The sequence below is a fragment of the Aggregatibacter kilianii genome (assembly GCF_003129965.1).
GTDB lineage: Bacteria > Pseudomonadota > Gammaproteobacteria > Enterobacterales > Pasteurellaceae > Aggregatibacter > Aggregatibacter kilianii_A.
Window position 1 is genome coordinate 121,494 of record NZ_NRCJ01000007.1, and the last position, 21,519, is coordinate 143,012.

Annotated in this window: 21 protein-coding genes; 11 read left to right on the forward strand and 10 right to left on the reverse strand. The window is 45.3% G+C overall.

Annotated elements, in window-relative coordinates:
• The first annotated feature begins 16 nt into the window (after positions 1 to 16).
• The 3 genes from rseB (at position 17) to mobB (ending at position 2,011) form a co-directional block, all read left to right on the forward strand.
• Positions 17 to 973 carry a sigma-E factor regulatory protein RseB gene (gene rseB / locus DK430_RS06845; protein WP_109078344.1) on the forward strand — a complete coding sequence of 319 codons (957 nt, stop codon included), beginning with the start codon at positions 17 to 19 and terminating at the stop codon, positions 971 to 973.
• A gap of 10 nt (positions 974 to 983) precedes the next feature.
• The gene (locus DK430_RS06850; RefSeq protein ID WP_109078345.1) at positions 984 to 1,421 is read left to right on the forward strand and encodes a SoxR reducing system RseC family protein; all 438 of its coding nucleotides are present in this window, start codon (positions 984 to 986) and stop codon (positions 1,419 to 1,421) included.
• A 77-nt stretch (positions 1,422 to 1,498) separates the two neighbouring features.
• Positions 1,499 to 2,011 carry a molybdopterin-guanine dinucleotide biosynthesis protein MobB gene (gene mobB, locus DK430_RS06855; protein WP_109078346.1) on the forward strand — a complete coding sequence of 171 codons (513 nt, stop codon included), beginning with the start codon at positions 1,499 to 1,501 and terminating at the stop codon, positions 2,009 to 2,011.
• A 19-nt stretch (positions 2,012 to 2,030) separates the two neighbouring features.
• Here mobB and DK430_RS06860 read toward each other — a convergent pair whose 3' ends face one another.
• From DK430_RS06860 to malQ, 5 genes are all read right to left on the reverse strand, one after another.
• Entirely contained in the window at positions 2,031 to 2,648 is a 618-nt protein-coding gene (locus DK430_RS06860; protein WP_109078347.1) for an endonuclease III domain-containing protein, read from the reverse strand.
• Between the two features lie 63 nt (positions 2,649 to 2,711).
• Entirely contained in the window at positions 2,712 to 3,614 is a 903-nt protein-coding gene (locus DK430_RS06865) for a LysR family transcriptional regulator (RefSeq protein WP_109078348.1), read from the reverse strand.
• A gap of 124 nt (positions 3,615 to 3,738) precedes the next feature.
• Positions 3,739 to 5,403, reverse strand: coding sequence for a PTS transporter subunit IIBC (locus DK430_RS06870; RefSeq protein ID WP_109078349.1), 1,665 nt, complete (start codon positions 5,401 to 5,403; stop codon positions 3,739 to 3,741).
• 10 nt (positions 5,404 to 5,413) lie between these two features.
• Positions 5,414 to 6,205, reverse strand: coding sequence for an endonuclease/exonuclease/phosphatase family protein (locus DK430_RS06875; protein WP_109078350.1), 792 nt, complete (start codon positions 6,203 to 6,205; stop codon positions 5,414 to 5,416).
• A 9-nt stretch (positions 6,206 to 6,214) separates the two neighbouring features.
• Positions 6,215 to 10,012, reverse strand: coding sequence for a 4-alpha-glucanotransferase (malQ, locus tag DK430_RS06880; protein WP_275425148.1), 3,798 nt, complete (start codon positions 10,010 to 10,012; stop codon positions 6,215 to 6,217).
• A 175-nt stretch (positions 10,013 to 10,187) separates the two neighbouring features.
• Between malQ and DK430_RS06885 the strand changes: the two genes are divergently transcribed.
• From DK430_RS06885 to DK430_RS06895, 3 genes are all read left to right on the forward strand, one after another.
• On the forward strand, positions 10,188 to 10,901 hold the full coding sequence (locus DK430_RS06885; protein WP_109078352.1) for a UTRA domain-containing protein: 714 nt from the start codon (positions 10,188 to 10,190) through the stop codon (positions 10,899 to 10,901).
• A gap of 198 nt (positions 10,902 to 11,099) precedes the next feature.
• A complete protein-coding gene (locus tag DK430_RS06890) occupies positions 11,100 to 12,230 on the forward strand; it encodes an alpha/beta hydrolase (RefSeq protein ID WP_109078353.1) in 1,131 nt (376 codons plus the stop codon).
• Between the two features lie 108 nt (positions 12,231 to 12,338).
• Positions 12,339 to 12,683 (forward strand): cyclophilin-like fold protein, encoded by a 345-nt coding sequence (locus DK430_RS06895; protein ID WP_109078354.1) that lies wholly within the window; start codon positions 12,339 to 12,341, stop codon positions 12,681 to 12,683.
• 176 nt (positions 12,684 to 12,859) lie between these two features.
• Here DK430_RS06895 and DK430_RS06905 read toward each other — a convergent pair whose 3' ends face one another.
• Positions 12,860 to 13,003, reverse strand: a complete 144-nt coding sequence (locus tag DK430_RS06905) for a hypothetical protein (protein ID WP_343212222.1) — start codon at positions 13,001 to 13,003, stop codon at positions 12,860 to 12,862.
• A gap of 123 nt (positions 13,004 to 13,126) precedes the next feature.
• Here DK430_RS06905 and DK430_RS06910 point away from each other — a divergent pair, with 123 nt between their 5' ends.
• Together DK430_RS06910 and DK430_RS06915 are read left to right on the forward strand one after the other, a co-directional pair.
• Positions 13,127 to 13,486 carry a type II toxin-antitoxin system RelE/ParE family toxin gene (locus DK430_RS06910; RefSeq protein WP_109078355.1) on the forward strand — a complete coding sequence of 120 codons (360 nt, stop codon included), beginning with the start codon at positions 13,127 to 13,129 and terminating at the stop codon, positions 13,484 to 13,486.
• Positions 13,479 to 13,775, forward strand: coding sequence for a helix-turn-helix domain-containing protein (locus tag DK430_RS06915; RefSeq protein ID WP_109078356.1), 297 nt, complete (start codon positions 13,479 to 13,481; stop codon positions 13,773 to 13,775). The genes DK430_RS06910 and DK430_RS06915 overlap by 8 nt, the downstream gene beginning before the upstream one ends.
• Positions 13,776 to 13,923: 148 nt before the next feature.
• Here the strand turns inward: DK430_RS06915 and DK430_RS06920 are convergent, their stop codons facing one another.
• Both DK430_RS06920 and DK430_RS06925 read right to left on the reverse strand, forming a co-directional pair.
• On the reverse strand, positions 13,924 to 14,976 hold the full coding sequence (locus DK430_RS06920; RefSeq protein ID WP_239496790.1) for a TIGR03571 family LLM class oxidoreductase: 1,053 nt from the start codon (positions 14,974 to 14,976) through the stop codon (positions 13,924 to 13,926).
• Positions 14,977 to 15,027: 51 nt separating this feature from the next.
• On the reverse strand, positions 15,028 to 16,020 hold the full coding sequence (locus DK430_RS06925; RefSeq protein ID WP_109078357.1) for a zinc-dependent alcohol dehydrogenase family protein: 993 nt from the start codon (positions 16,018 to 16,020) through the stop codon (positions 15,028 to 15,030).
• A gap of 198 nt (positions 16,021 to 16,218) precedes the next feature.
• Between DK430_RS06925 and DK430_RS06930 the strand changes: the two genes are divergently transcribed.
• Entirely contained in the window at positions 16,219 to 17,091 is an 873-nt protein-coding gene (locus DK430_RS06930) for a LysR family transcriptional regulator (protein ID WP_109078358.1), read from the forward strand.
• A gap of 30 nt (positions 17,092 to 17,121) precedes the next feature.
• Here DK430_RS06930 and DK430_RS06935 read toward each other — a convergent pair whose 3' ends face one another.
• On the reverse strand, positions 17,122 to 17,541 hold the full coding sequence (locus DK430_RS06935) for a hypothetical protein (RefSeq protein ID WP_109078359.1): 420 nt from the start codon (positions 17,539 to 17,541) through the stop codon (positions 17,122 to 17,124).
• A gap of 538 nt (positions 17,542 to 18,079) precedes the next feature.
• Here DK430_RS06935 and DK430_RS06945 point away from each other — a divergent pair.
• Together DK430_RS06945 and DK430_RS06950 are read left to right on the forward strand one after the other, a co-directional pair.
• Positions 18,080 to 18,829 (forward strand): SDR family oxidoreductase, encoded by a 750-nt coding sequence (locus DK430_RS06945; RefSeq protein ID WP_109078360.1) that lies wholly within the window; start codon positions 18,080 to 18,082, stop codon positions 18,827 to 18,829.
• An 81-nt stretch (positions 18,830 to 18,910) separates the two neighbouring features.
• Positions 18,911 to 20,515, forward strand: a complete 1,605-nt coding sequence (locus tag DK430_RS06950; protein ID WP_109078361.1) for a tannase/feruloyl esterase family alpha/beta hydrolase — start codon at positions 18,911 to 18,913, stop codon at positions 20,513 to 20,515.
• Between the two features lie 77 nt (positions 20,516 to 20,592).
• Here DK430_RS06950 and DK430_RS06955 read toward each other — a convergent pair whose 3' ends face one another.
• The gene (locus DK430_RS06955) at positions 20,593 to 21,501 is read right to left on the reverse strand and encodes a LysR family transcriptional regulator (RefSeq protein ID WP_109078362.1); all 909 of its coding nucleotides are present in this window, start codon (positions 21,499 to 21,501) and stop codon (positions 20,593 to 20,595) included.
• Positions 21,502 to 21,519: the final 18 nt, after the last annotated feature.

The following is a 21,519-nucleotide window of genomic DNA, read 5'->3' on the forward strand; positions in this document are numbered from 1 at the left end:
TATTAGGAATTTAAGTATGTTAAAAACGTTTCTAAAAACTACCGCACTTTTCTTGTTGCTAACCTGTTCATTTTCATCTCTGGCAGAAGAGAATCTGTCGCCGAAACAACTGTTAGGCGAAATGAAAAAAGCTGCCGGGCAGCTAAATTACGAATTCTCTTTTGTGCAAACCACTCCCTCCAACATGGATTCCCTACGCTATCGCCATTTTACTGCCGACGGCAAAACTTATGCCCAACTGGTCACCCTTGACGGTCCGCAGCAGGAAATCGTCCAACGGGAGAATTTAATCAGTTATTTCCAACCGAACTATCAGGCGTTTACCATTAACGGCTCAAGCATTGTGGATAACTTGCCACCGCTGTTACGCGCCAATTTTGATGCTTTGGAAAAATATTATGATTTCGTGAATATCGGGCGTAATCGCGTGGCGGATCATGTGGTGCAAACCATTCGTATTCTGCCGAAAGACGATTTCCGCTATCAATATCTGGCGTTTATTGATGAAGAAAATCATTTGTTGTTACGCACCGATATGCTTGATCGAGAAGGCAATTTGCTGGATCAATTCCGCGTGGTGAATTTGTATATCGGCAATGAATTGTCGGGGTTGCCGGCGTATTTAAACCGTATGGTTTTCCCGCCGTTATTAATGGACAAAGCCGCCAATAAAACGCCGGCATTTAAATGGCAGGCGGGCTGGTTGCCGGAAGGGTTTAAATCCGTTAACCGCAGTATCGAAATGGACGGCGGGGACAAAATCGAGTCGCAACTTTACAGCGACGGTTTATTCTCTTTCAAATTATATGTTTCCGATAAAATCGCCGATTCCACACAACAGGACAATACCTGGCGTCAGGGGGCATATACTATTTACACGGAAAGCGTGGATAGCAAAGAAGTGACCATTATCGGTCAGCTGCCGATTTCTACGGCAAAACGTATTGTGCAAGACATCAAATTCAGAAAATAAGCGGGCGATTATGTTGACGGAAAGTGCGGTCGTGATTGAATATGAATCCGGTAGAGCCAAAGTGAAATGCCAATCGCAAAGCGCGTGCGGCGCTTGTGCGGCGAAATCCGCCTGCGGCAATTCGGCATTGTCCGAATTAGCCGGTCGAGGTGCGCGCGGAGAGCATATTTTCACTATTGAGACCATCACGCCGCTGAAAGTCGGTCAGCGGGTGGAAATCGGCTTGTCCGAACACTCCCTAATCAAATCCGCATTGCTTATGTATTGCGTGCCGTTATTAACCTTATTATTCAGCACCTTGCTGTTTGATTCGCTGTTTGAGAATGAGCTTGTCAGCGTGTTTTTTATCTTTATTTCCACCGCACTTTCTTTCCTCGGTGTGCGTTGGTACGCGCAAAAACTCAATCGCCAATCCGCTTATCAACCGGTGTTATTGCGCGTGTTATAAATTTCCGCACGATTCGTTTTCCTTAACGGGCTGGTATATAATCAGCCCGTTTATTTTATCGTTTTTAAGGAAATATTATGCTTCCCATGCTTGGCATTACCGGTTACAGCGGCAGCGGTAAAACCACCTTATTGGAAAAATTACTTCCGCAACTAAAACAACGGGGGTTGCGTCCCGCCGTGATTAAACACAGCCACCACGACGCGCAGGTGGACAAGCCGGGCAAAGACAGCTGGCGCATGAAAGAAGCGGGTGCCGGCCAAGTGATTATGGCGTGCGACCAACGCTGGGCGCTGATGACCGAAACCCCGCAACAACACATTTCCCTGTCTTATTTGTGCAAACAATTTGATGAAGCATTAACGGATTTGATTTTGGTGGAAGGCTTCAAACAGGAACCCATCGAAAAGATTTTGTTACACCGCAAAGACATGATCAAACCGCTACCGGAAATCGACGAACACGTCCTCGCCATCGCTGCCGATTATCCTTTAACGACGGCTAAACCTTGCTTAGATATTAACAATATCGAGCAAATTGCCGACTTCATTGCCGCTTGGTATACACAAAAGTGCGGTGGAAAAAAATAACGTTTTTTCCGACCGCACTTTACCGTAACCACGCCTCATCCAACAGTGGATTTTGTCGAAAAACTTTTCCGTGTTCGTCTATCACCGCGTGCCATTCTTGGGCGGTTTTTAACGAAATACGTTCCATCAACGGCATACATTCCGCGCGTAAGGCGGTGTAGCTTTTGGCTTGGCTTAAGCCGAGGCGGTTAAACAGGCGCAGGGCATATTGATCGGCAATAAATACTTTGCGATCAAACAAATACAACAACATGGCATCTGCCGTTTCCTGCCCTACGCCTTTCAGGGCAAGCAGATTTTGGCGCAAGGTTTCGGTCGGTACGGTTTCAAACGCGCGCAAATCCCCGCCCCGCTCGGCAAACCACATCATTTGATGTTTGATATAGGCACTTTTCTGTTTATAAAATCCCGCCGATCGAATTCGACGCTGCAACTCTTCTTCAGATACCGCCAACAGTTGTTCCAACGTTAAAATATCCTCCAGTTGACATAGGGCGTTGATGGCATTTTGTGCGGTGGTTTGCTGAATTAGAATCATCGACAGCCAATCCGCCAGCCGGTTTTCGCTGTTCCACCAATTCTGCTCGCCGTAATGGGCGCGCAGTTTTTCTAAGGTTTGTTCGATTTTATTAAGCATAACGAATTCCGTGATGTGGGTTCGACGGTAAAAGAAAAGTGCGGTCGTTTTCTAGGGTGTTTTTTATTGAAATTGCTCCCGCAAAATTCCTTCCAACATTTCAAACACTTTCAACACGCGCGGCGGCGTGATGGTTTCGTACGGGCGATATAAAAACAGTTGCCATTTTTGAATTTCCACCTCGGGAAACAGTTGGCGTAATTCGCCGGATTGAAGATAAGGTTGAACCAGAAAATCACTCAACATGCCCACTGCCTTGCCTTGTAGCACGGCCTGCAAATTGCTGTACACGCTCGTGCTTTGGAAGCGGATATGTCGTGGTTTGAGCGTTTGTTCCGTATTTAACGGAAAATGCCAGGTTCTGCCTGTTTCAACGTTAATTTCTGCGGCGAAAGGAAAACGCTGTTCCAGGTCTTCCAGCGATGTCGGTTCACCCAAGCGTGCCAGTAGGCTGGGAGCGGCAACCAAGACATCACCGATCTCGGTGATTTTGCGGACGATGAAGTTCGGGTCGGGTTCTAACCCGATACGTACGCCAATATCAATGCGGTGGCTTACCGAATCGAGCTTGCTCATATCGTCTCGCCAGTCGATCACCAGATTCGGATAAGGGGAAAGTGCGGTCAATAATTTTGCCAAAATGTCATCGTTCAACCGCCAGCTCGGCACGGTAATGCGCACGACACCGTGCATGTCTTCTGCTTCTCGTTGTTTGCCCGGCACGAACAGGCGTTCGCTGTCGGCTAACAGTTGCTGCGCCTGCGGCAAAAATTGCTCGCCGAAATCCGTTAAATGCACTTGGCGCGTGTTGCGTTGAAATAACGGCTCACCCAAATAATCTTCCAGTTCGGCAATCAAGCGTGTGACGACGGGGGGCGACACGGCAAGGCGATTCGCGGTTTCTTTAAATTGTAGGGTTTCCGCAAGGGAGCAAAAGACTTTTAGGGTTTCAAAGCGGTTGTTCATGGTTATTCCATTTTTAGAAATGATGATGCCAAATTATATAACCACATTGAAAATAATACAGTGTTCTAAACAGAAAAGTGCGGTGAAAATTCACCGCACTTTTGAGGGAGAGAGGAAGGTAAAATTACACTTTCGGAATATCCACACCTGAAGCCAGTAAGTCTTGAATATCTGATTTCAATACATCGGCTTTCGGGCCGTAAATGGCTTGGATGCCGGTGCCTTTGGCGATAAAGCCCATTGCGCCTACTTGTTTCCATTCCGCTTCTTTGCCCACTAATTCCGGGTTGTGAACGGTGATACGGAGGCGGGTCATACAAGCGTCCACATTCGCGATATTATCTTTGCCGCCAAGTAAGTTGATGATTTTCACTACTTGTGCGCTGGCATTGGCGACTTTTTTCTCCTCGGCAGGGGCTTCGTCTGAGCCTTTGGCGTCGTAGTTGCCGTTACGACCGGCGGTCGCTAAGTTCATTTTCTTAATCATGAAATTCGCAATTAAGAATGCCGCGACGGCAAACACTCCGGATACCCAAATGAAGTTGATAAGATCCATGCCGATGCCCGCTTTAATTGCCATTGGCGTGCGGGTTAAGAACTCAATGTTACCGAATGAGTGTACGCGTAAATCCACAATATCCGCCATGGCAAATGCACAACCTTGGATAACTGCATAAACCAGGTAAAGCGGTAATGCAACGAACATAAACATATATTCGATCGGTTCTGTTACGCCGGTTAAGAACACGGCAAGGGCGGAAGAAAGGAAAATCCCTTTGTAGATGGTTTTCTTATCCGCATCCACGTTTACGTACATGGCGAGGGTAATCCCCATTAAGATACCGCTTGAGCCGATCATTTGACCTACTTTGAAACGTGCAGGGGTAACATTAGCAAGGAGCTCGTTATATTGCGCCATATTGCCGGCGTCCTTCAGGTTGATTAAATCGCTGATCCAAGCGAGCCACAATGGGTCTTGTCCGAAGACTTGTTTGCCTTGTTGCATACCGGTTAAGAATTCATAGGTACCGCCCAATGACGTATAGTTCATCGGAATGGTGAGCATATGGTGTAAACCGAAAGGCAGTAAAAGACGTTCTAATGTACCGTACACAAAAGGCGCAAGGATAGGCGCGGAGTCTTGTGAGTTGGCAATCCATTCACCGAAATGGTTGATACCTGTTTGCACCACGGGCCAGAACACCGCTAACACTAATGCCACCAATACGGAACGATAAATCACCACGAAAGGTACAAAGCGTTTACCGTTGAAGAAGGTAAGCACTTCAGGCAGTTTACGGAAGTTGTAGTAGCTATTGAAGGTTGTCGCGCCCACAAAACCGGCGATGATCCCCACGAATACCCCCATATTTAATGCAGGTTGTCCGAGGATGTTCACAAAGTAGTTTGCCACCGGAATGTCACCAGCCAAGAGGGTGCTGACGTGAGCATTCGGATCACCTAACATTTCAATTTTCACACCGAAGAAGTGACCGGTAATCAAGTTGATTAAAATAAAGGCAAGACCGGCAGCAAAGGCACCGCCTGCGCGCTCATTCGCCCAACTGCCGCCAATGGCTAAAGCGAATAACAAATGCAGGTTGCCGATAATGCCCCAACCGATTTGCGCGATAATATTACCCACGCGTGCCAGCCATTCGGCATCGCTAATTAACGGTAACGAGTTACCGATACTCACCATTAAGCCTGCGGCAGGCATCACGGCAATCACCACCATTAGGCATTTGCCGAATTTTTGCCAAAATTCAAAACTGAGCAATTTTTTCATGTATGTTCTCCTACAGTATGAGCTCGACTTCCAAACCGAAATGGTCGGAAACTACCGGTTTATTTTTGCCATTGAAAACTACCTGACTTGATAAAACCCTTTTTGTTTGATTTAAAAAAATATAATCCAATCGTTTTTCTTCGCTGTGACCTTTCCAGCCATCAATCGCTTTTTCAACGGTAATCCCACTATCTTTCTGTTCCGCCAGGTCAAAAGTATCAAACAGACCAAGGGATTTAATTTTCTGATAAGCCTTGGGATCGCTGATTGCATCCGTATTGAAATCGCCCAGCAAAATTTTAAGGCTTGAGCTTTGGCTGCGTTCTACGATAGTACGAATGTTATCGAGCTGATTTTCGCCCTCGCAATTCGGTAGGTTGATATGGCAGGAATAGCAATCCACAAGCGCGCCTTGATATTCCACGGTTAAGCCAAGGATTTTGCGGGAAAGAATGGAATCCAAACGTTGATGTTGGCTGCAATAAAAGGCATCCACCTCATACACCGGCAAGCGGGTTAAAAAGGCGATACCTTCATCATATTTATCGTAGCCAATGTGTGAATTACTCCAAAACAGCGAATATTTTTGCGTCGCCCGTTGGTTGATTTTATTCAACAAGACAACGCCATAATTATCGGCTTTTAAGGCTTGTGAAATAGCGGGGGCGGACATTAATTGATTCACCTCTTGCAGGGCGACGATGTCGTAGCCCTTTTCAATAATGGTGTCGGCAATGATGTCGATTTTTTCCGCTTGGTTATCTTCTAACCAAGCGTGTACATTGAGGGTAAGTAATTTCATACGTTCCCCTTATTCCTCACAATGCCAAATATCGGCGTTATATTGTGCAATGGTGCGATCCGATGAGAAGAAACCGGCTTTGGCGATGTTATGAATCACTTTTTCATTCCAGCTATCCTGATCTTCGTAATCCGCCAGAATTTGTTCTTTCGCCGTGATATAAGCATCAAAGTCGATTAAGGTCATAAACCAGTCTTTATTGAGCAACTCATCGTGCAAGCGTTTTAAACGCACCGCATTGCCTAACTTCACCAGTTTAGAATTGAGGATAAAATCGACCGCTCTTTTGATGTTTTTATCCTTTTTGTAATACTCTTTGGAAACATAACCGGCGGTTTCATAGAGTTTAATGATGCTTTCCGAATCCTTACCGAAGGTGTAGATGTTTTCTGCGCCGGCTAATTCCGCGATTTCCACGTTCGCGCCATCCATTGTGCCCAAGGTGAGCGCGCCGTTAAGCATAAATTTCATATTACCCGTGCCGGACGCTTCTTTTGAGGCAAGGGAAATTTGCTCTGAAATATCCGTCGCCGGGATCAGTTTTTCCGCCACGCTGACATTGTAGTTTTCCACTAAATGCACGTTTAAATATGGGCTCACTTTCGGATCGTTATTGATTAATTCGGATAAGCAAAGAATTAAATGAATAATATCCTGCGCAATCACATAAGCCGGTGCGGCTTTTCCGCCGAAAATCACGGTGATTTTACGTTTCGGCAATTTCCCCGCTTTGATTTCAAGGTATTTATGAATCACATAAAGGGCGTTCATTTGTTGGCGTTTATATTCATGGAAACGTTTAATTTGCGTATCAATGATGGAATTTTCGTCCAACTCAATGCCTTTGTTTTCTTTCAGATAGGTTTTGAGTGCCAATTTATTTTTGAATTTAATTTCAGCTAATTTTTTGTGCACTTTTTTATCGTCTTTGAAGGCAAGCAATTTTTCTAATTGCGTCGCATCATGCAAATAACCATCGCCGATTAATTCTTTAATATAAGCAGCCAATTCCTGATTGGAAAACTCTAACCAGCGACGGAACGTAATGCCGTTGGTTTTGTTATTGAATTTTTCCGGATAAATTTCATAAAAGGCTTTAAGCTCGGAATTTTTCAAAATCTCTGTATGCAATGCCGCCACGCCGTTCACTGAATTGGAGAAGTGAATATCCATATGTGCCATATGCACGCGTTTTTGTTTATCAATAATTTGCACTTCAGGCGCTTTATAGGCTGTGTGGATTAATTTATCCAATTTTTTGATGATCACCACAAGGTGCGGAACCACGTCGTTTAAGTAGGCTAACGGCCATTTTTCGAGGGCTTCGGCAAGAATGGTGTGGTTGGTGTAGCCCACCATGTTACGTACAATTTCAACGGCTTCGGTGAAATCAATATGATGTTTTTCCGTTAATAAACGAATGAGTTCCGGAATCACCATAGAAGGGTGGGTATCATTAATTTGCACATAAGCATAATCGGCTAAATCATGTAAATTACTGCCGCGTGCAATGGCTTCGTCAATTAATAATTGCGCCGCATTGGACACCATAAAATATTGTTGATAAATGCGTAATAATTCACCTTTTTTATCGGAATCGTCAGGGTATAAGAACAGGGTTAAATTTTCTTTGATTTTGGTTTTATCAAAGGTAATGCCTTCTTTAATCAAATTATGATTAATGGATTCAATGTCAAAAAGATTGAGGTAGTTTTTCGTGTCTTTTTGATAACCCAAAATAGCAATACGATCTAACTTAGAAGTCAGAGTAAAGGTTTTAAATGGCACTTCATAGCTAATATCCGTTGGAATCAGCCAAGAGTCTTGTTCAATCCAATCATTCGGCTCGGTTTGTTGTTCATTGTGTTTAAAGACTTGTTTAAATAAGCCGCAATGATAATTCAAGCCGACCCCTTCCGCGTTTAAACCGAGGGTGGACATAGAATCAATAAAACAAGAAGCCAAACGCCCCAATCCGCCGTTACCCAAAGACGGTTCCGGTTCGATATCTTCAATATGGCTTAAGGATTTACCAGCCTGCGCCAATTCGTCTTTGATTTCTTGATACACACCAAGATTGATTAAATTGTTAGAGAGTAATTTACCAATCAAAAACTCTGCGGAAATGTAGTAAACCTTGCGTTTTCCCGTGTTTTTCGGTTTATCTGCCGCAATGTTTTTCACGTAATTTAAGAGCTGCACGTAAATTTCGCGATCGCTTAATTGTTCAAGGGTTTTCTGTGTAGTTGTTTGCACAAAAGTCGTAAATTTGAGCATGGTTTTTTCCTTATTAGCGCGTCCATATAAGGTGGTCATTTGAGTTAAGAAATCTTTTTTGGCTTGGGTTAAATCGCCTTCTTGCATTCGCCATTCCCAGTTTCCGCCAATCGTGGACGGAATATTCATTCTTGAGCTGGCAGGCAAATCTAAAACGTCTTGCATGGTGGCGATCACTGTATTGCTCACCGTGGCGAATAATTGGCGAACCATTGCCTGACAAACGGATTCATCGGCACGGCGGTGAGTATAAGCATTGATATATTGTTGTTGCTTCGGTTCCAACTCCGCATACCAGCCGTTAATCACATCATTGTCGTGCGTGCCGGTGTAAGCAATGCAATGCGGAATGCAATAATGCGGGCTATCAAGGCTTTCACCGCTTACATCTTCAAAACCGAATTGCAAAATTTTCATGCCCGGATAGCCGCAATCTGCCAGCAATTTCTCTGCTTTTTCATCAATATTGCCCAGATCTTCGGCGATAATCGGCAAATCGCCCAATTGGGCTTTCACCGCTTTAAATAAATCATAGCCCGGGCCCGGCTGCCAGCTGCCGTATTTGGCAATGTCCGCTTTGCCGTCCACTTGCCAATAATCGGAAAAGCCTTTGAAATGATCGATACGAAGCATATCGTAAATCTTAAAGCTTTCTTCAATACGGTGAATCCACCACGCATAGCCTTGTTTTTTGTGTTCAGCCCAGTCATACAGCGGATTGCCCCAAAGTTGTCCGGTGGCACTGAATTGATCTGCAGGCACGCCCGCAACAAACAGCGGATTGCGTGCTTTATCTAATTGGAAAAGCTCGGGCATTGTCCACACTTCAACACTGTCCGCCGCCACATAAATCGGCATATCACCGATAATTTTGATGCCTTTTTGGTTGGCGTAATCTTTTAATGCCAGCCATTGTTCAAAGAAGAAATATTGCGTCACTTTAAAATACTGAATCTGTTCTTTCAGCATGTTGCGGTATTTCTCAAGGGCTTTTGCTTGACGGGCAACAACCTGCTTATCTTCCCATTCTTGCAAGGCTTTATTGTCGAAATGCTCTTTAATTGCCATAAATTCCGCATAATCTTCTAACCAAGTGCGGTTGTTTTTTTCAAAGTTTTTAAAGTCAGCTTGGCGTTTTTTATCGGCGAGGAAATTTTTGACGGCGATTTCTAAGATAGGGCGACGCGCATAAAAAATGCGTTCGTAATCGACTTTTGTCGGATCATCGCCAAAGTTGACCGAGGCATAATCCGCTTCTTTCAATAAGCCCATTTGGGTTAATAAAGCGAAATCAATTAAATGGGTGTTGCCGGCAATGGCGGAGAAGGATTGGTAAGGCGAATCGCCGTAGCTGGTGGTGGTTAAGGGGAGGATTTGCCAGTAGGTTTGTCTGGTTTCCACTAAAAAATCCACAAAATCATAAGCGGATTGCCCAAAACTACCGATTCCGAATGAATTGGGTAGCGAGGTGATGTGCATCAAAACACCGCTTGAACGAGTAGTCATAATGTTTCCTTTGGGAGTAAAAATTGCGGGCGATTTTAACCTAAACGTTATTTTATGCAATAACTTTTACGTAAAAGTTATATCCTTAACGTAAAAGTGTGATATTGATCACAAAAACTATACGTATAACTATAAAAGTTTGTGTTATGCTATTAGGCGTTTGGAATAAGGAATCAAAGCAAAAAAATGGAGTGGGAAAGTGAGTAAATACAAAGCGGTTTATAACGATATAAAAAGCAAAATTGCCAACGGAACCTTAGCCGCAAAACAAGAATTACCCAGTGAAAGTGAGCTGATGCAGGAATATGGCTTTTCGAAAGACACCATCCGAAAAGCCCTTTCTCTGCTTGAAATGAACGGTTATATTCAGAAACAGCAAGGGCGAACGTCCATTGTGTTGGATCACAATTTATCAAAGCCGCAGTTGCTTTCCGAAATCAAAACCGTGGGTGAATTAAACCGCCCTTTAACCCATCAAGTGAAAACCACCTTAACCAGCCTGTACATTGTGCAAGGGGAAGAGGAATTAATGCAGATCTTTAACGTAAATGATCAAATTGACTTTTACCGTATAGGTCGTATCCGTGAAATTGATGGGGAAGCAGTGGAATATGAAGTGTCGTATTTTGATCGTCGCATTGTCTCTTTTATTAACCGAGAAATTGCGGAGCAATCCATTTACCAATATTTAGAGAATGAGTTGGGCTTAAAAATCAGCCATTCGCAACGGGAAATTGTTTTTCGCTATGCCAATGAAGAAGAAAAAAGCACCATGGATCTTGGCGAATATAACATGGTCGTGAACGTCACCAGCACCACGTATTTAGCCGACGGGCGCCCATTTCAATACGGCAGCATTAGTTATCGCCCGGACAAAATCACCTTTGCATCGACGGCAAAACGTCATGCATAGCCTACGCGCTAACCAAGCATAAAAACAGAATCATGCCACTTGAAGTTTTTTCCGGTGGCATTTTTATTATTCCATTTTCAGAAATTGTGAAATTCATTTTTGTGAATTTACTCGAAATAGTTTGATTTCTATAATGAACCCCGTAAACAGATGATTCCTCATCATCGTCATCAATCAACATTTACTAGGAAAAACAAAATGTTAAAAAGAATCTTAAAAACCACTGCACTTGCCGCAGCACTTTCAGCAACATTCGCAACGTCTGCGATGGCAGAGGTAAACATCACACCGATGAAAGGAGTTCAAACCATGCAATTAACACAAACTTGGGATAAAACATTCAAACAATCCGATAAAGTCGAACACCATAAAGTCACCTTCAAAAACCGCTATGGCTTTACGCTTGTGGGCGACTTATATGTACCAAAAGGCGCGAAAGGTAAATTGCCCGCCATTGCAGTGAGCGGCCCGTTCGGTGCAGTGAAAGAACAATCTTCAGGCTTATACGCACAAACCTTGGCAGAACGTGGTTTTGTTACTCTAGCCTTTGACGGTTCTTACACGGGGGAAAGTGCGGGCGAACCACGCAACATCGCCAGCCCTGACATTAACACCGAAGACTTTAGCGCGGCAGTAGATTTCTTAGGCTTACAAAGTTTTGTGAACCGTGATGAAATCGGGATTCTAGGCATTTGCGGTTGGGGTGGTATGGCATTGAACGCAGCAGTGGCGGACACTCGCGTGAAAGCGGTAGCGGTCAGCACCATGTACGATATGAGTAAAGTGATGGCGGACGGCTATGAAATCGACTTCACGCCAAACGCACAAGGCACCTATGATCGTAAACCGGCAATGGACGCAGAAGCTCGCTACAAAATGAAAGAAGCGTTAAACGTACAACGTTGGGCAGATGCAGAAAATGGCGAACCTGAACACGTTGCCAAAAACGACCACTTACCTGCACCAGAAACGCACACCGCAGACACACCGTTGTTCGTGAAACAATATGCGGACTACTACAAAACCCCACGCGGCTTCCACCCTCGTTCGGTGAACTCAAATGCAAGTTGGTCAAAAACCACGCCGATTGCTTTCATCAATATGCCACTTTTACAACGTGCGGCAGAGTTGAAAGCCCCAGCCCTTGTGGTTCACGGCGAAAAAGCCCACTCACGCTATTTTGGTGAAGAAGCGTTCCAATCATTGGGCAGCAAAAACAAAGAGTTATACATCGTACCAAACGCAACGCATGTCGATTTATACGATGATGTGGCAGGCAAAATCCCTTACGATAAATTTGAACAATTCTTCAAAGCAAATTTGAAATAATCGTCACAGACCGCTCGAAAGAGCGGTTATTTTTTAACGATATTTTGCAAAATGAAAAAATGGTTTATGCTTGCACTTGCATTATTCAGTCTCAATGCAGGAGCAACGATGAAACTTAAAATCACCCTAGACAGCGACGTGTATTCCGCCACGCTTGAAGAGAACCCAACCAGCCAAAGTTTTTGGCAGCTGTTGCCGTTAGAAAGTAAGCTCGACAATTATTCCCACAACGAAAAAATCTTCTACCCGTCACACAAACTTAGCGCCGAAAATGCTCCCGAAAGCTATGCCGCGAATGCGGGCGATATCACTTATTACGCCCCATGGGGTAATGTGGCGATGTTCTTTGAACAAGGAGAAAAGGCAACGGGTTTGATTTATCTAGGGAAATTTAACGGCGATTTGACCGCACTTTCGCAATCAAGCCGCATTAAATTTAAAAAGGACGAGTAATGGACAAGCAAGTATTTATTGAATTTTGTCACTAGATCAATGCGCTTGTAGAATGTTCGTTTAATCACCGTGGGGCGTTAGTGGACAAAGATGTCCCGCCAAATTGCGTCGTGGGCGGCGTGCCGGCGAAAATCATTAAAGTGATCGACTAAGTGCGGTCGCTTTTTAGTGTATTTTTATGCCATTTCTTTTCTCAAAATATCTTTCAATAACTCAAACACTACCAGTACGCGTTTTGGCGTGATCGGCTGATAAGGGCGGTAGAGATACAAGCCCCAAAACGGGAAAAAAACATTTAAAAAAGTAACCGCTTTTTTCATTTTTTGCGATCTTGCTTGAAAAATTGAAACGTGAGCCGTGCAAAACTTTTGTTTCTATTTATGCTCAACAGCTAATTTAATAACTTTCTAGTTATTGAAATGAGGCAATAAATAGGATAAATTATGTACGAAATTATCTTTTTCAGAGATAAGAACGGTGTTGAACCTGTAAAGGAATATCTGTTTTCTCTTGCAAAAAATGAAAGCAAAGATAGCCGTATTAAGCTCAATAAGATTCGGGATTATGTCAAATTATTAAGCGAACTTGGCACGCGAGCAGGTGAACCTTATGTGAAACATTTAGAAGGCGATATTTGGGAACTTCGCCCCATTCGAGATCGCATTTTGTTTGCTGCATTGGTTGGCGGTCGGTTTGTGTTACTTCATCAATTTATGAAGAAAACTCAGAAAACACCGAAGCGAGAAATTCAAATAGCCCAGCAACGTTTGGTCGATTTAAAAGAGAGATTAAAAAATGAATAAAGTCAGTCCATTAGGCTCAAACTGGAATGAGTTTGAAAGCCAAGTTTTCAGTGAAGAAGAAATCCGCGAAAGTAATTTACGGGTGGCGTTAATTAAAGAATTGATCACTGCTCGCCAGCAGTTGGGAATTTCCCAAAAACAGCTTGAAACTTTAAGTGGCGTGAAGCAACCCGTGATTGCCCGCATTGAGAAAGGGCAAACCAATCCGCAACTTGAAACATTGCTGAAACTGCTTGCCCCGTTAGGGAAGACCTTATCGATTGTGCCATTGTCGGCAAAAACAACGTGAAAAAAAACGGAAGTCCAATTAAAAAATCAGACTTCCGTTTTAGTTTTACTCGATTCGCTTGCTCCTTTGGAGTCCTTGGCAAAGCTAACATTCAAACGCAAGCATTGTGCAAAATCTTAGTAAAAACCAACCGCTCTTTTCTTTTAGCCTAGCGATTCAACTTCGCCACCACATTCTCCGCCAAATCCTGCAACGCTTCTACCACAGGGCGTTCGGTCGGTTTCAAGTTAATGGTAACGTGTGCCAAGCTTTTTTCTTTTTGTTCTTGCCAAAATTCCAGCAAGCCGTTTGCGCCGCCACGCAAATAGATGTTGTTGAACAGTTTTGCGGGTTCGTTCGGGTTTTCGGAAAGCTCGACAAAGTTCGCATAGCCGAAGGGATGCCAGTTGCCGTCTTGGTTGAGTTCCGCCAGCGTTTGTACGATGTTTGCGGTGTCTTTCGGGTTTACGCCGTGCCAAATCCAGCCGTCGGCGGTGTTGGCAAGCCAATCTAATTCTTGGCGAGCGCGCCCAATCGCCACCATCGGCAAGCGGGATTTCACTTTCGGCACAACATCAATATTGCCTGTCAAGTTGCCGTAATGTTCGCCTTTGAACACGGGGAAATTGTGCGTTGCACGGTTGGTCAGCGTGCGAATCAAGTCCCAACTTTCGCGGAAACGTTCCGCGCGGTTGCCGAAATCTTGCTTGAACGCTGGATATTCCACCGAGCGGTCGCCGCTGGATAAGCCAAGGATAAAACGTCCGTTAGTCAGCGCATCAACGCTTGCTGAAGCTTTAGCGATATGAATCGGTTCACGCAAGGGCGACACAATCCCTGCCGTTCCCAACGCGATGGTTTTGGTGCGAGCCGCAAGATAGCCAAGGCTCACGAACGGGTCTAAACCTTGCCCCACATCGCCAAAATTCGGGTCGAAAAATGGTACATCACGCAGCCAAAGGGCTGCAAAACCGAGTTTTTCGGCAAGCTCCGCGACGTCGCCCATATCTTCCACATTCGGGATTGGCGTGTTCGGGTAGCCCTTGAATGGCGCGATGAGTCCAAGCGTTAATTTGTCTTTTTGAAACACTTGCGAAAAGGCTTTGTGGCGTGCCAAATCCGCCGGCAAGGTTGTTTGTGTGTTCGCGTTTGAAGCGTGGAAAAGTTGGCTGTTATCTTGTCCTAACACCGATAAATTCGGCACGTTGTTCATTTCGTTCATAGGGTTCTCCTTATGCGGTCTTGCAAAATCTTTCGTAAAAATGACCGCACTTTATTTCACATTTACCACCACTTTGCCGATTTGTGCGTTGCTTTCCATGTATTCGTGGGCTTGTGGAATATGCTCAAAGGCGAAAGTGCGGTCGATTTCCGGACGTAATTTGCCGCTGGCTAAGCCTTCATTCACATAGGCTTTAGCGTGTTCGAGCTTTTCAGGCACGGTGGTGATTTCAAACAATTCGTAGCCGCGCAAGGTTAAGTGTTTGCCGAGAATATCGAACACCGGCACGGCAATATCATCGTGGCTTAATGCACCGTAGATGAAATAACGCCCGTCTTGCGCCATTGCTTTGAAAATGTCCGCCGCACCTTTACCGCCCACGGGATCGAATACCAGATCAACACCGCGACCTTTTGTGATTTCGTTAAGGCGTGCCGTGATGTCGTCTTCTTGCGTAGCAAGCACAAAATCCGCCCCTTTTTCTAACAACACATCGCCCTTGGCGTGAGTGCGAGAAAGGGCAATCACTGTCGCGCCTTGCATTTTCGCGATTTGAATCGCCGCTAAGCCCACGCTGCTGGTGGCTGCATTTAACAGCACAAATTCGCCCGCTTGCAGTTTGCCCAGTTCAATTAGCGCACCATAAGCGGTCACGAACATCATATAACTTGCCGCAGCTTGCTCGAAGGAGAGGTTTTTAGGGTGTTTGACGACCGCGTGTGCCGGCATATTCGCCACTTCCGCATAAGTGCCGTATTCGGTGAACATAAAACTTGGAATAATGCTGACGTGATCGCCAATGTGAATGCCAGCAACATTCTCACCCACCGCACGCACCACGCCCGCCCCTTCATAGCCCAATTGGGCAGGGAATTGCGGCTCAATCACATATTGCCCATTGCGATACATAATTTCCGCACGGTTCAAGCCCAAGGCGTGAAATTCGATTTGCACTTCGTTTGGCTGCGGCGCAGGAACATTCACGTCCACGATTTCAAGTACATTTGCATTGCCGGTTTGATTAAATTGAATTTGTTTTGTCATTTTGGAATCCTTGTTGTTTGTTTTGTTGGTTACATTATATTTATTCTTATAATTTGATTAATGTGTTAAAATTCCATTTATTTAGGAATTAAATTCTATAATTGTAGGGTGTGTGAAACGAAGTTTCACGCACGCAAAATATCCGCGTGCGTGAATTTTTCAAATTCACACACCCTACGAGCCAATAGGGAACAATAAATGCAAGACTTTTCATGTATTAAAGAGTTTCTCGCCACCGTTGAACTCGGCAGTTTCAGCGCGGCGGCGGAGAAATTAGGGCTAACAGGTTCCGCGGTGGGCAAAAGCATTTCACGCTTGGAAAAACGGTTGAACACGCAACTTTTCCATCGTTCTACCCGAAAAATCACGCTCACCAGCGAAGGTGAAGTGTGGTTGGCGGCGTGCAAGCGAATGATGGAAGAGTTGGTGCAGGCGGAGCAACTGCTTTCCAACGAGCAACAAGAACCCATCGGGCGAGTGCGGGTAGATTTGCCCACCACTTACGGGCGGCAATATGTGTTGCCGAAATTGTTGGCGTTGGGGCAGCGATACCCGAGATTGAAATTTGATCTTGTCTTTCAAGATCGTAATGTGGATATGATTGCCGAGGGCGTGGACATTGCGGTGCGTTTTGGCGAACTGGGCGATTTGGCGGATATTATCGCCAAGCCAATCGGGCATTCGCAGATGATGATTTGTGCATCACCCGATTACCTTGCCAAGCACGGCAAGCCGCAAACGCCCGATGATTTGACACAACATTCCGCGATTACAGGCGGACAATCCGAACGAGTTTGGTGGCTGAAAAACAGAAACGGCGAAGCCCAAGCCTTTCCAATTCAAGCCGCACACCAAACCAACGACGGCGATGCAAGACTGCAAATGACTTTGGCAGGATATGGCTTGGCAATGCTGCCCGATTGGTTGTTTCAACCCTATATCGACAGCGGCGAAGCAGTGCAAGTGCTGGCAGATTTTATGCCTCCACCCGTGCCGATTTCCGTGCTTTGGCAGAAAAAACAGCATTTACAGCCGAAAATAAGGGTGATTGTGGAGGCGCTGGCGGAGTAAAAAAACGGAAGCCTGGGCTTCCATTTGTGTTTACTCAATAACCTCCGCCATTTCAAACCCTAAATGATGCATCCATTCCCGCATAATGAGTACAAAAGCGGCGGTTTGAGCGTTGTGGGGTAAGGCTGGTAAATCGCGGCTTGGGCGATAACCGGCAAGAACGGCGAAGGCGCATTCAAACATTTCGCTGGAAATCTGCCCTTGTTCGTTGGCTACCACTTGCAATGGTGTCGCATTATGTAGCTCGACCAAGGAATAAGCGTTGAGCGCATCGCGGTAAGGCGAGATCGCATCTTCCACCTGCATAATTGCCGTTTCCCATGCCATTTCACTTGGCGGATAAGGCGTAAATTGAGCTTGTAATTTTGCAATGGAAAGCGGAATTTCGACCTCTTGTTCGCCTAATGTCAGCACTAATTTTTCCACTTCAAACGTCAGTTTTGCTTTCATTTTTTCTCCTTATCTTATTAACAGGGAGGTCATACTCAACGAGCCGGCAATCAGGTTATCGTTGAAAAATTCAATATGATCGGGCGTTGGCACGGCAAGCTCCGCGTTTTCACCGAAGTTCCGGTTAAGCGGATTTTTTTATTTAGTACATTCATCGGGTTGTCATGCCCTACGAATAATACAGGCATCTTTTTCATTGTTTTTTCTGTTGATTTTTGATGAATCTATTGTAGAAACCTTTTAATTGTAGATAAAGAGGGGGAAAGTGAAGGGTGTTTTTAGTGAGAGTGAATAATAAATAGAGATAAAAATTTGAATGGAATTTTATTTATTCGATGTTTCCATTTTTCAGAATCCTAAATTCCAATTTCATTCATTGTCGGAAGGAGTCGAGAGGACTATATTATTTTCATCCTAACAAATTCAGAATCAAAAATTGTTAGGCTTTACCTAACATTCTTTTTGTGATTAGCCAACTAATCAAATGAAATAAACGGGGCTAGAATAGGCTCAACTTAAATAGATAGGAGAAAGCAAAATGCAAAACATCGAAAATAAAGTAATCATTATCACCGGCGCATCATCCGGTATCGGCGAGGCGACGGCTTATAAATTAGCGGAAAATGGCGCGAAATTGGTGCTGGGTGCGCGTCGTGAAGATAAATTAAAAGCGATTGTGGAAAAGATTAAAGCCAAAGGCGGTGAGGCGGTTTATCGCGTAACAGATGTGGTAAAACCGGAGGATAACGCGGCATTGGTGGAATTAGCAAAGGCGACGTTTGGCAAATTGGATGCGATTTTCTTAAACGCAGGTTTAATGCCAAGTTCTCCGCTTTCCGCTTTAGAAACCAACAACTGGAATGCGATGGTGGATGTGAATATCAAAGGCGTGTTGAATGGTATCGCTGCGGTGCTACCGACGTTTGAAGCGCAAAAGTCAGGTCACATCTTAACCACTTCATCCGTCGCAGGCTTGAAAGTGTACCCGGGTGGCACGGTGTATTGTGGTACCAAGTGGGCGGTGAAAGCGATTATGGAAGGCTTGCGTATGGAATCGGCTCAAGCGGGCACTAACATTCGCACGGCAACGATTTATCCGGCAGCGGTGCAATCTGAACTCGTGGACCACATTACCGACTCAAGTACATCAAAAGGCTATCGCGAACTTTACGATAACTTTGAAATCCCCGCCGAACGCGTAGCAAATGTAGTGGCATTCGCGCTTTCCCAACCGGCAGATACCAACATCAGCGAATTCACTATCGGACCGACCACACAGGCTTGGTAATCTCGCTTAAATAAACTGACCGCACAGCCATTTTCTGCTAAACTGCGGTTAGTTTTCTATCTGTTTTTCAGGAGTTGTTCTATGCAAAAATTCCTCCTTTCTTTCCTTTCTCTCGCCTTACTTGGCGCATCTTCCAGCGCTTTTGCAAATCCTTCGCAAAATCCGACCGCTTTCACTGAAGCGCAATGTCTTGCCTTGAAAGATACCCAAATTTTCAATACAGAAATCAAAAAAGCAGAATGGAATGCGAGCGGTGAAGTGCCTGCGGATAGAATGTCGGCATTGACAGGCGGTTCAAAGAAAACGTTACAAGCCAAGCCGCATTGTATTGTGGAAGGGGAAATTGCAGCGCGCACAGGGGCTGACGGCAAGCCTTATGGCATCAAGTTTCAGCTCCGTTTGCCGGAGCATTGGAATAACAAATTCTTGTTCCAAGGGGGCGGTGGTTTAGATGGTTTCGTCGCGCCTGCGGTGGGGGCGATTCCGGTGCGCACTTCAACCGCAACGCCTGCCTTAATGCGCGGCTATGCGGTGATGACGATGGATTCCGGTCACCCAACGCCGACGCCGGATTTCGGTGCGGATCAGCAAGCGCGTCTTGATTACGCTTATCAAGCCATCGGTAAAGCAACGCCGGTGGCGAAACAGCTGGTGCAAACGGCGTATAAACAGCCTGCTAAACATAATTATTTTATGGGCTGCTCAAACGGCGGACGTTCGGCGATGATGGCGGCACAGCGTTATCCGTTGGAGTTTGATGGCGTCATCGCGGCAAATGCGGGCTTCCGTCTTTCTCGTGCTGCCGTGGCGGAGCAATGGGATAATCAGCAGTTGATGAAAATTGCGCCGACCAACGAAAAAGGCGAGAAAATTTTTGCAAACGCCTTAACCCAAGCGGATTTGGATAAAGTGGTAAACGGCGTGTTGGCGAAATGTGATGCGAAAGATGGTTTGAAAGACGGCATTTTAAATGCGTGGGAGAAATGCGATTTCCACCCGCAAACCTTGGATTTGCCGAAAGAAAAAATCACGGCATTGAAAGCCATTTTTGATGGCGCGAAAAACAGCCGCGGCGAGCAAATTTATAGCGGTTGGTATTTTGATACAGGCATCAACCAAGAAGGTTGGCGAGGTTGGAAGTTAGGCGATTCCCAAACCGCCGAACCAAACGCCCGCAACATCGTGCTTTCTAAAGGTTCAATGACCTATTACTTTATGACTCCGATGGAACCTGATTTCGACTTAATGAAATTCGACTTCGACAAAGACACGCCACGCGTGTATCAAACAGGCGCGATTAACGATGCGATTTCCACCGATTTAAGCAGCTTCAAAGCCAACGGTGGGAAATTGATTGTGGTGACAGGCGCGTCTGACCCTGTATTCTCCGCTAAAGACCAAGTGGCGTGGTTCAACGATCTGCAAAAAGACACCCCAAGTGCGGGTGAATTTTCCCGACTTTTCGTCGCCCCAGGCTTAACCCACTGCGGTGGCGGTAACGGCTTGGACGATTTCGATCCATTAACCGCGCTAGAACAATGGCACGACAACAAGCAAGCCCCTGAAAGCCTGCTGGCGAAAAGCAAAACCTACCCGAACAAACAAATGCCGATTTGTGCTTATCCGAAAGTGGCGACTTATATCGGCGGAGATGAGAATAAAGCGGAGAGTTTTGAGTGTAAATAAGGCGTGAATTTAGGGGCGAAAGCCCCTTTTTTGTTTTCAAAAAACGCTTGAAAAAATGACCGCACTTTATTTGCACACTACACCTTCAGCGCATCCACCAACGCCTTAAAGAGCGGTGAATTTTGGCGGCGGTTTGGGTAGTAAAGATAATAGCCGTCGTAATACACGGCGTATTCAGGCAGCACTTCCACCACCTCACCTCGTTCGATTTCATCATGCAACCAATCTCTAGATAACCACGCCAAGCCTTGTCCTGCGACAACGGCACGGGTAACGAGATGGCTATTATTTAGCAACAATCGCCCTTTCGGCTGCCATTTGATTACGCTGTGCGGATCGTATTTGCGTTTTTTGCCCTTCGGCATAAATTCCCACTGCATCACGCCATCCATGGACGGAATTTTCACACTAATGCAGCGGTGCGAATTCAGGTCTTCCAAGGTTTTCGGCGTGCCGTGTTTTGATAAATAATCAGGGGTGGCGAACACGCCCATTTGCATATCATCGCTGATTTTTACGGCGATCATATCCTGCTGCAAACCGTGTCCTAGGCGAATGCCCGCATCAAATCTGCCCGAGACAATATCCACAAATTTCAAATCGCTGGTGAGTTCCAATTCCACGTCAGGGTAGCGCGCTAAAAACGCCATCAACTTATCCCAAATCACACATAAAAAGGCGTGATCGTTGCCGTTTATGCGCAATTTACCGCTTAACGTGTCGCGAAATATGCTTAACGCGTTGAGATTATCTTCAATACTTTCAAACAACGGCAGCAAATTTTGGAATAACTGCTCGCCCGCTTCCGTGGTGGCAATGCTACGCGTGGTGCGGTTGAACAGTTTGATGTTGAGCTGTTCTTCCAGCTTGCGAATGGAATGGCTTAACGCGGAAGTGGATACGCCCAATTTTGTTGCTGCTTTGGTAAAGCTACCTTGTTGCGCCACGACGATAAAGGTGCGCAGTTCGTTGATGTTGTCGATCATAATTTAATTCTCGATTGT